Origin of the sequence: Sphingomonas azotifigens NBRC 15497 (assembly GCF_002091475.1) — a bacterium.
Lineage (GTDB): Bacteria > Pseudomonadota > Alphaproteobacteria > Sphingomonadales > Sphingomonadaceae > Sphingomonas > Sphingomonas azotifigens.
In genome coordinates this window covers 18881-27906 of record NZ_BCTR01000003.1, presented here as the reverse complement: position 1 = coordinate 27906, position 9026 = coordinate 18881, and the positions used below count along the sequence as shown (strand labels likewise).

The window sequence follows — 9026 nt, the reverse complement described above, 5'->3', positions numbered from 1 at the left end:
CGCCTGGATCGTTTCGTTTGCGTACTAATTGCGCGCAGCAGAAATTTCAAATTCTCAATGCTTTATAGGACGAATTTATCACTAAGGCGTTGATCTGCCGAAGTTAAAGTCCTGATGGTGCTTCACGCCGTCGGGCGCGTTACGGCAAGCACCTGCCAGTTTGCCTGCGAGGCAAGCTGCGCATAGATCGCCGGCAGCGCACCTGCTGAGCGGAGACGCTGGAAAGCGTCCGCATCGAGCGCATCGAGCTTGGCCGCATCGATCGTCTGATACTCGAGCAGCAGCGTAGCCCCCTCGCCGTCGGCCCCCTCGCGGGTCGCCTGGCGCGCCTCGAGCAGATCAAGCTCGCGCAGCAGCCCGATGAGGACGGAGGTACGCGCGCGCGCCGCCTCGTAGTTCTCGCAGAACTGGATCGCCTGGCGGGTGAGCGCGGTCGGCTCCTCGCCGTCGAACAACGGCATTGCCTCCGCATCGCCTGCCTTGCCGACGCGCTCCGACGCATGATCGAGGCACAGGATCAGCGCCTCGCTGCCCTCGTCGCGTGCAAAGACGAACGGATAGCGACGCAGATAGGCGGGAACATACGCCCCAGGACGATAGCTCCCCGCGCTGACGAACTGATTGCGATCTGCTTCGAGGCCCATGACGGCAAAGGGCTGGAGGCTTTCGCCGACGAAGACGATCGGAAAATCGAGGGCGGCGCGTTCGAACTCATCGACGGTCACTTCGATGATCGGCGTCTTTTCCGCAAAAGCGAAAGTGCCCTCCCCCGTGCGAACCGAAACTTCCCGATGTGTTACGCTGTGCACGGCCTGGGGTACGACGTAAAGCGGCATTGCGCCATTCACTTGTGCACCCTGCACTTCGGCATGCTGCTTCTTGGTCTTCGTAGCACTTGTCATCGGAACCCCGGCTCTTGATCGTTTTCCCAGCTCGAAGCCTACGATCACGTGCTGGCAACCCATGATCGCAACTGGACGGCGGCAGTCCCATGATCGCGTTGGTGCCTGGGAGGCGCCGCGAGACCCGAAAACCCTGCTCCTCTCATTTTAGGCGCCCCGCCGGCCTCATGGTTAAATCGGCGAAAACTTTTCGAAATTTCGCACTTTATACCATTGAGGGTATTAGCATTTGCGCCCTATTGTGCCTCGTACATGCCTGCAGCGGCGGGATGCGCGTGAACCTGCCCGCCGACACGCCGATCAGGGACCTCGCCGGCGCCATCAGGCCCGCTGCGCCCATCAACTCGGCCGGATGCTGATGCCTGCCACGACGGCGTCCCCTCCAACCGGCTTGAATTCCAGAATCAAGTGCCCCCCGCTGCTATGCGCCCCGAAGCTGCGCAAGACTGCCTTCCTGGCGCCGCCACCCGCTTCCATCGGCGCGAACCGCTCGATTACGGACTGGCCATTTGCCAGCACCTGAAAGCTGCGCCCGGCGCCCTTCGCCGCCTCCGGCTCGAAGCTGGCGATCGTCACCGTCCAGCTCCCGTCCGGGAGCGGCACGTCGTAGCTGAACTGGCCCTCACGGTAGCTCCCGAACAGCGCGGGCATGTCGGTGCCTTCCACCTTGGGCGGCGGCGCCATCGGGTTGCGGCTGGACAGGACCTTGGCGGTGCCGCCGCGGAAGAAATTGTCCGAGCCATAACGGTCGCCACCCATTACGCTGCCGGCAATGGCGCCAACATCGATGAACACGCCCTTGCGCGGATCGGGCGCGTTCCAGTCGACCGCATCGCTGATCTGCTTGCCGCCGATCGTCGCGGTGGCGACGACATGGTTGGGCCCAGGCGCCAGCACCACGCCGGGCCAGGCGCAGATGCGATCGGGGCAGGAAACCTCACCCACCGGCTTGCCGTTGACCGACAACGAAACCCGATCGGCATTGGAATAGGCGCGCACATCGGCCACCGCATAGGCGCGATCGACATAGCGCCGGCTGTTCAGATGCAGCGTCGGCGTATCGGTCCAACTGGCCTTGAGGAAGTAGAATGCGTCCTTGCGCGTCTTGCGATCGTAGGAGACCAGGCCCTTGGTGTTGATGTCGGTCGCGTCACCCTCGTTGCGCATCGTCGTGGCGAAATCGAACAGGTTCCACAACCAGCTCGCCGCCAGATACGGGCGCGCGCGGATCTGCTTCCAATTCTCCTCAATGACGAGGCTCTGAAATTCCTCCGGCTGCGGGCGGCCATAGGCGGCGGCCGGCCCGCCAAGCGGATTGTCGCTATGCTGGGTCAGCGCGCCGCCGGCACCATATTCGCTGAGCCCTATCGGCAGTTCCGGATGCTTGGCATGCAGCGCGTCGAGCGCCGGCCCCACGCCGTCTAGCGCGCCTGCGCCGAGAACGATATCGAACACCGGCTCACCAAACCGAAGCATCCTTGGACCAACGGCCAAGTCGAACGGATGAACCGCACCATCAAGGAAGCGACCGCCAAGCGCTACCACTACGACAGCCACGACCAGCTGCGGCAGCACCTGGGCGACTTCGCCGCCTACAACTTCGGCCGCAGATTGAAGACCCTGCGAGGCCTGACACCCTACGACGCCATCTGCAAGGCTTGGCAGCTCGCGCCAGCACGCTTCACATCAAATCCGCACCACCAAATCCCGGGACCAAACAGCTAGCCTATGTGGCGCGCACCCGACTTGGCGGAAGGTGTGCGCGGCGTCACCTACAGGCTCTCCTCCCGATCTTGAATGAATTCGCGTGGTACCGGCCGGCGTGCCCAGCACTCGAAGCGATCGATGCAATTTGTAAAGTTTCGGCTTGAGGCAGTTCTGCCCCGGCTACGTCCCTGATCCGTGAACACATCCATGCGGACTTCAACTGGGAGCGGCTCCATGCCAAGCGCCTGTCCCTGCGCCCCACCATTCCGGATGCGGAGGCAAGCTTGCCCTCCCCGGTTTGACGTAGCGCCGCCGCGGCTGGGAGCTGTGGCCGGGGTAGTGCGGCGAAGCATCTCCAACTTCCAGCATCATCAACCAGAGGCCACGGCGGTGACACCTGCCGCCGGTGACCAACATGGTGCCGTTGCGAGCCTCCTCTCCACCTCGCCTCAGCCGCCAACCGGCAACCGCGGAATGCCGCGCAGCCACCTTGGTGCGGCATACCCCCTTCGTTCATGGTCCGATTGCATCACATGCAGAACAATCAGCCCGGCGTTGCGCGACGCCTGTCTCCCCGCACCCAAGTAACGGCCCTTTCAGCCGCCGTAGGCATGCTTGCAGCCGGTACCGGCGCCTTCACCGTCTCCCATCTCCGTGCCGCTCACGAAACCGCATCCACCGTTGCCCGACACGAAGGCTTTCTTCCGTCGCCCCAGCAGCGCAAGGCGCTGACCATCGAGACGGTGGGCAGCATGCGTTCGGCCGGATCCGTGATCGAGGCGACCGGAACGATCGCCGTGGACGGCAATCACAGTACACCGGTATCCCCGCCCTATAGCGGGCTGGTGACGCGCCTGCTGGTCGAACCCGGTCAGCGCGTGGCCAAGGGCCAGCCGCTGATGATCATAGAGTCGGTGGAATATGTCGAGGCACGGGATGCGCTCGCCTCGGCAAGCGCGCAGTATCGCGCCGCCGACGCGCAGTTGCGCCTGGCCCGCCAGAACGCCGACCGCTACGAGGCGCTGTACCGCACCGCGGGCGGCGCACTGAAGGATTATCAGCAGGGGCTGAGCGCCGTCGCCACCGCCCAGGGCACCGTTCAGGCCGCGCAGGCGAGTGTCTCTGCCGCACGCGGCAAGCTTGCCGTCTATGGCATGGCCACGCCGACTCTGCAGACGCTCGAGATCGGGCGTGCAGCGTCCGCCACGCAGGCGATCGTTCGCGCCCCCATCGCCGGCGTTATCGCGCGTCGGGATGTCTCGGCCGGCCAGTTCATCGACGGCAAGGGATCGGCGGCGTTCGTCATCACGGAACCTTCCACCGTATGGCTGATCGCACAGATCGCGGAGAGCGATGCCGCGCAGGTCAGCGTCGGTGATGCGGTGACGGTGACGACGCCGGCCTGGCCAGGCCGGCGGTTCACCGCCCGCGTCGCGCAGGTTGGTGCCGGGCTCGACCCGGAATCGCACCGGCTGCCGGTGCGCGCGACGATCGCGAACGCCGACGGTGCACTGAAGCCGGACATGTTCGCCAGCTTCTCGATCCAGCTCGGCGCACGCCCCGCGGCTTCTGCCCTGCTGATTGCCGCCAGTGCGGTGATCCGCGAGGGCGAGGAGTCCCGGGTCTGGATTGCGCGGCACGACGGGACGCTGGTTCCCCGCGTGATCACCACCGGCGAGCGCGCGAACGGCAAGGTACACGTCCTCAGCGGGCTGCGGCCCGGCGAGCGCATCGTCACCGGCGGTGCGCTGTTCGTCAACGAAGCGGGGACCCAGGGCTGAGCAGCCGCCAGCCCTGCATCCCTTCCGCCGGCCTCCTTTCAGCGAAAGCTCCATGAACCGTATCGTCGCCTTCGCGCTGCACCAGCGCACGCTCATCGTCATCCTGCTGATCGCGCTGCTCGGCGCGGGCGGCGTAGCCTTCAGCAAGCTGAACATCGAGGCCTATCCCGATCCGGTGCCGCCGATGGTCGAGATCGTCACCCAGGCCCCCGGCCTGTCGGCGGAGGAGATCGAACGCAACATCACCATTCCGATCGAGGTGCAGCTCGCGGGCATCCCGCACGTCACCGCCATCCGCGCATCGACGCTGTTCGGCCTGTCGGACATCCGCGTCCAGTTCAGCTACGACTTCAGCTATGACGAGGCGCAGCAGCGGATCATCAACCGCCTGTCACAGATGTCGGCGCTGCCCTATGGCGCCAAGCCGGTCATCTCCCCGACCTCGCCGATCGGCGACGTCTTCCGCTACCGGGTGAAGGGGCCGCCCGGCTATTCGACGATGGACCTGAAAACGCTCCAGGACTGGGTCGTCGAGCGGCGGATGAAGGCCGTTCCCGGCGTGATCGACGTGATCAGCTGGGGCGGCAAGACCCGCAATTACGAAGTCGTGATCGACAATAACCGGCTGGTCGCTCAGGGCATGACGGTGCAGCAGGTGCTCGCCGCGCTGGGCAAGAGCAACGCCAATGTCGGCGCGCAGACGATCAATTTCGGCCCGCAGTCCGCGATCGTCCGCGGGATCGGGCTGATCCATTCGCCCGAGCAGATCGGCGCGGTGCTGGTGGGAACGCGGAACGGCGCCCCCGTGATGGTGCGGGACGTCGCCACCGTCCAGGTCGGCCATCTCGCGCGCACCGGCATTTCGGGCCAGGACGCCGACGACGACATCGTCCAGGGTATTGTGCTGATGCACCGCGGGGCCCAGTCGACCCCGACGATCGCCGCGGTGAAGGCGAAGCTGGACGAGATCAACGCCTCCGGCGCCCTGCCCCCGGGCGTAACGCTGGAGCGCATCTATGACCGCGCCGGCCTGATCGGGCTGACCACCAGCACCGTCGTGCACAACATGATCGAGGGCATGCTGCTGATCTTCGTGATCCAGTGGCTGTTCCTCGGCAATCTCCGCTCGGCCGTGATCGTCGCGGTGACGATCCCCTTCGCCCTGTCCTTCGCCGTGCTGATCCTGATCGCGAACGGGGAAAGCGCCAATCTGCTGTCGGTCGGGGCGCTCGACTTCGGGCTGATCGTCGACGCCACCGTCATCATGGTCGAGAACATCTACCGGCGGCTGGCCGAGCACTCCCACCGCGCCGGCCTAGGCCAGCCCAAGGCGCTGCCTAGCGCGCGGCTGGGCACCATTCAGACGGCGGCCGGTGAAGTGAACCGCGGCATCTTCTTCGCCGCCGCGATCATCATCGCCAGCTTCATCCCGCTGTTCACCCTCTCCGGCGTCGAAGGGCACATCTTCGGTCCTATGGCCAAGACCTATGCCTATGCCATCATCGGCGGCCTGATCGCGACCTTCACGGTGTCGCCCGTCCTCGCGGCCATCCTGCTGCCGGAGCATCTCTCCGAGGTCGAGACTAAAGTCGTGCAGCTGCTGCGCCGCCTCTATCGGCCGGCGGTCGGCTTCGCGCTCGCCAACCGGGTGCTCACGCTGGGCATGGCGGCGCTGCTGTTCGTCACGGCCGGACTGGGGGTGCGCTCGCTCGGCGTCGAGTTCCTGCCGCACCTCGAAGAAGGCAATATGTGGATCCGCGCGAGCCTGCCCTCCTCGATCTCGATCGAAGAGGGGCAGAAGGTGGTCAACGACATCCGTCGCACCATCCACGGCTTCGGCGCGGTGGAGACGGTGGTGTCGCATCAGGGCCGCCCGGACGACGGCACCGATCCCTCGGGCTTCTCCAACGTGGAATATTTCGCGCCGCTCAAGCCCGCCGCCGACTGGCCCCAGCACATCAGCAAGGAAGAACTGACCAGGCGGATGACCAAGGCGCTGACCGACCGCTTCCCTGGCGTGGAGTTCTCCTTCTCCCAATATATCGAGGACAATGTCAGCGAGTCCGCCTCGGGCGTGAAGGGCGCGAATGCGGTCAAGCTGTTCGGGCCCGACCTGGAAACGCTGCAGCGGCTGGGCAACCGGGTGCGCGACGTGCTCGCCAAGGTCGACGGCATCGCCGACCTGGGTGCGTTCCCGCTGCTCGGCCAGCCCACCGTCAAGGTCGAGGTCGATCGCGACCGCGCCGCGCGCTACGGCCTCGATACCGACGATGTGAACGACGTCGTCCGTGCCGCAATCGGCGGACAGGAGGCCGGTCGCCTCTATGAGCGGACCACGGACCGCAACTTCCCGATCGTCGTGCGCCTGAAACCGGAACAGCGCGACGGCCTGGAGACGATCCGCCGGATCACGATCGGCGCGCCGGCCCCGGGCGGCGGCCTGCGCCAAGTGCCGCTGTCCGAAATTGCCGATGTCCGCCTGACCTCCGGTGCGTCGTTCATCTATCGCCAGCATCAGGAGCGCTACATTCCGGTCAAGTTCGCGGTGCGCGGCCGCGACCTGGGCAGCACGGTGGCCGAGGCGCAGCGCCGCGTCGCCGCCGAAGTGGCGCTGCCGCCGGGCTACCATATCGAATGGGCCGGCGAGATGGGCAATCTCGACAGCGCCGTCGCCCGGCTCAAGGTCGTCGTGCCGGTCAGCCTCGCGCTCATCCTGCTGCTGCTGTTCGTCAATTTCGGGTCGGCGATCGACATGCTGCTGGCGGCCTCCGTCATGCCCATGGCGCTGATCGGCGGCGTGCTGACGCTGACCCTGACCGGCACGCCGTTCAGCATCTCCGCCGCGATCGGCTTCGTCGCGCTCCTCGGCATCTCGGCGATGGACGGGATCATCGTGCTGACGGCGTTCAACCAGGCCGTGGACGAGGGGATGGAGCGCGCCGCCGCCCTCGCGGAGGCCTGCGAGACCAGCCTGCGGCCGGTGATGATGACCTGCATCGTCGCCGCGATCGGGCTGCTCCCGGCCGCGATGTCGAGCGGGATCGGCAGCCAGGTGCAGAAGCCGCTCGCGCTCGTCGTGGTCGGCGGGATGATGCTCGCCCCCATCCTGATCCTGCTCGTCCTGCCGGTCCTGATCGACCTCGTCTCCCCGCGCGGCCGCCGCGCGGATGCCTCCACCTCGTCGGAAGTCGTCCTGCCATGATGCGCGTCTCGCTGTTCCCGCTGCTCGTCCTTCCCCTTGCCGGCTGCGCCACCGCGGGCCGGGATTTCCGCGCGCCCGCCCCGCCCGCCAGCCAGAGCTATCCGCTCGCCAAGGCGGAGCAGGGCCCAGGGGACGGACAGCGGTTCGTGGCGGGCGCAGCGGTGCCGCAACGCTGGTGGACGCTGTTCGGCAACCCCGCGCTCGACACGCTGGTGGAGGAGGCGCTGCGCGCCAATCCGGATGTCGCGACCGCCGAGGCAAGGCTGCGCCAGGCGCGCGCGCAGGCCTCGGTCGTGGAGGCTGCACGCCTGCCCACGGCCGATCTCAGCCTCCAGGGCGAGAAGACCCGTACCTCGCGTTCGCTGTCCGGCGTCCTCGCCGACGACAAGCGCTATCTCTACTCGCTCAGCACGACGCAGCTTTCCATCAACTATCCGCTCGACCTGTTCGGCGGCCTCAAGCGGCGCGGCGAATCCGCGCGGGCGACGGCCGAGGTACAGGCGCACCGGCTGGCCGCCGCGCGGCTGACCGTCGCGACCAACACCGCGCTTGCGGTGATCCGGCTTGCCTCCATCCGGGACCGCATTGACGCGCTCGGCCGCTCGATCGAACTGCGGCGGCAGTTGCTCGACCTGTTCCGCCGCCGCCAGGCGCTTGGCGAAGTGGGTACCGCGGAGCTCGAGGCGCAGCGGACCGCGCTGGCCCGCGCGGAGGGCATGCTGCCGCCGCTGCGCAAGGCCGAGGCGCATGAGCGGGCGACGATCGACACGCTGCTCGGTCGCGAGCCCGGCGCGGTTTCCCTGCCGACGATCACGATCGACTCGCTGCACCTGCCGCAGGACCTGCCGCTCAGCCTGCCGGCCGCAATCGTCCGGCAGCGCCCCGACATCCTCGCCGCGCAGGCCCAGCTCCACGCAGCCAGCGCCGATGTCGGCGTTGCCATCGCCGTACGCCTGCCCGCCGTCACGCTCAGCGGGAATGTCGGCGGCCGGGCGATCGAGTTCGACCGGATGTTCGCCGGCAGCAATCCCTTCTGGACGATCATCGGCGGCCTCACCCAGCCGATCTTTCGCGGCGGTGCGCTCCGGCGCCAGCAGGAGGATGCGCAGGCCGCGTTCGACGCAAGCAAGGCGCAGTATCGCGGGGTCGTCCTGGCCGCGCTGGCCGACGTGTCCGATGCCCTGCTCGCGGTGCGCGAGGATGGCGAAGCGGTCCGCGCCGCGCGCACCGCCCATGAAGCGGCGGAGCATACGCTGGCGCTGGTATCGCAGCAGGTGCGGCTGGGTGCTTCCGGCACGCTGGAAGTGATGAACGCCGCCACCGCCAGCGCCGAGGCGCAAACCGAGCTGATCGCCGCCCGGTCCCTGCGCCTCGCCGATACTGTCGCCCTGTTTCAGGCACTGGGCGGCGGCTATTCGGTCGACGCGACATAGC

5 protein-coding genes and 1 pseudogene are annotated in these 9026 nt (G+C 67.0%); 4 read left to right on the top strand and 2 right to left on the bottom strand.

Annotated features, from left to right (window positions below; genetic code table 11):
• Nucleotides 1-122 precede the first annotated feature (122 nt).
• Together SAZ01S_RS02010 and SAZ01S_RS02005 are read right to left on the bottom strand one after the other, a co-directional pair.
• Nucleotides 123-902, bottom strand: coding sequence for a SapC family protein (locus SAZ01S_RS02010; protein ID WP_167693043.1), 780 nt, complete (start codon nucleotides 900-902; stop codon nucleotides 123-125).
• Nucleotides 903-1241: 339 nt separating this feature from the next.
• Complete coding sequence (locus SAZ01S_RS02005) at nucleotides 1242-2069, bottom strand: DUF4982 domain-containing protein (protein ID WP_245824512.1); 828 nt, start codon at nucleotides 2067-2069, stop codon at nucleotides 1242-1244.
• Nucleotides 2070-2330: 261 nt separating this feature from the next.
• Between SAZ01S_RS02005 and SAZ01S_RS02000 the strand changes: the two are divergent.
• The 4 genes and pseudogenes from SAZ01S_RS02000 to SAZ01S_RS01985 form a co-directional block, all read left to right on the top strand.
• Nucleotides 2331-2627: pseudogene (locus tag SAZ01S_RS02000) on the top strand (integrase core domain-containing protein); the annotation flags it as partial.
• A gap of 593 nt (nucleotides 2628-3220) precedes the next feature.
• Nucleotides 3221-4390, top strand: coding sequence for an efflux RND transporter periplasmic adaptor subunit (locus tag SAZ01S_RS01995; protein WP_167693042.1), 1170 nt, complete (start codon nucleotides 3221-3223; stop codon nucleotides 4388-4390).
• Nucleotides 4391-4442: 52 nt separating this feature from the next.
• Nucleotides 4443-7592 (top strand): efflux RND transporter permease subunit, encoded by a 3150-nt coding sequence (locus SAZ01S_RS01990; protein WP_084579547.1) that lies wholly within the window; start codon nucleotides 4443-4445, stop codon nucleotides 7590-7592.
• Nucleotides 7589-9025 carry an efflux transporter outer membrane subunit gene (locus SAZ01S_RS01985; RefSeq protein ID WP_084579545.1) on the top strand — a complete coding sequence of 479 codons (1437 nt, stop codon included), beginning with the start codon at nucleotides 7589-7591 and terminating at the stop codon, nucleotides 9023-9025. Before SAZ01S_RS01990 ends, SAZ01S_RS01985 begins: the two co-directional genes overlap by 4 nt.
• Nucleotide 9026 lies beyond the last annotated feature (1 nt).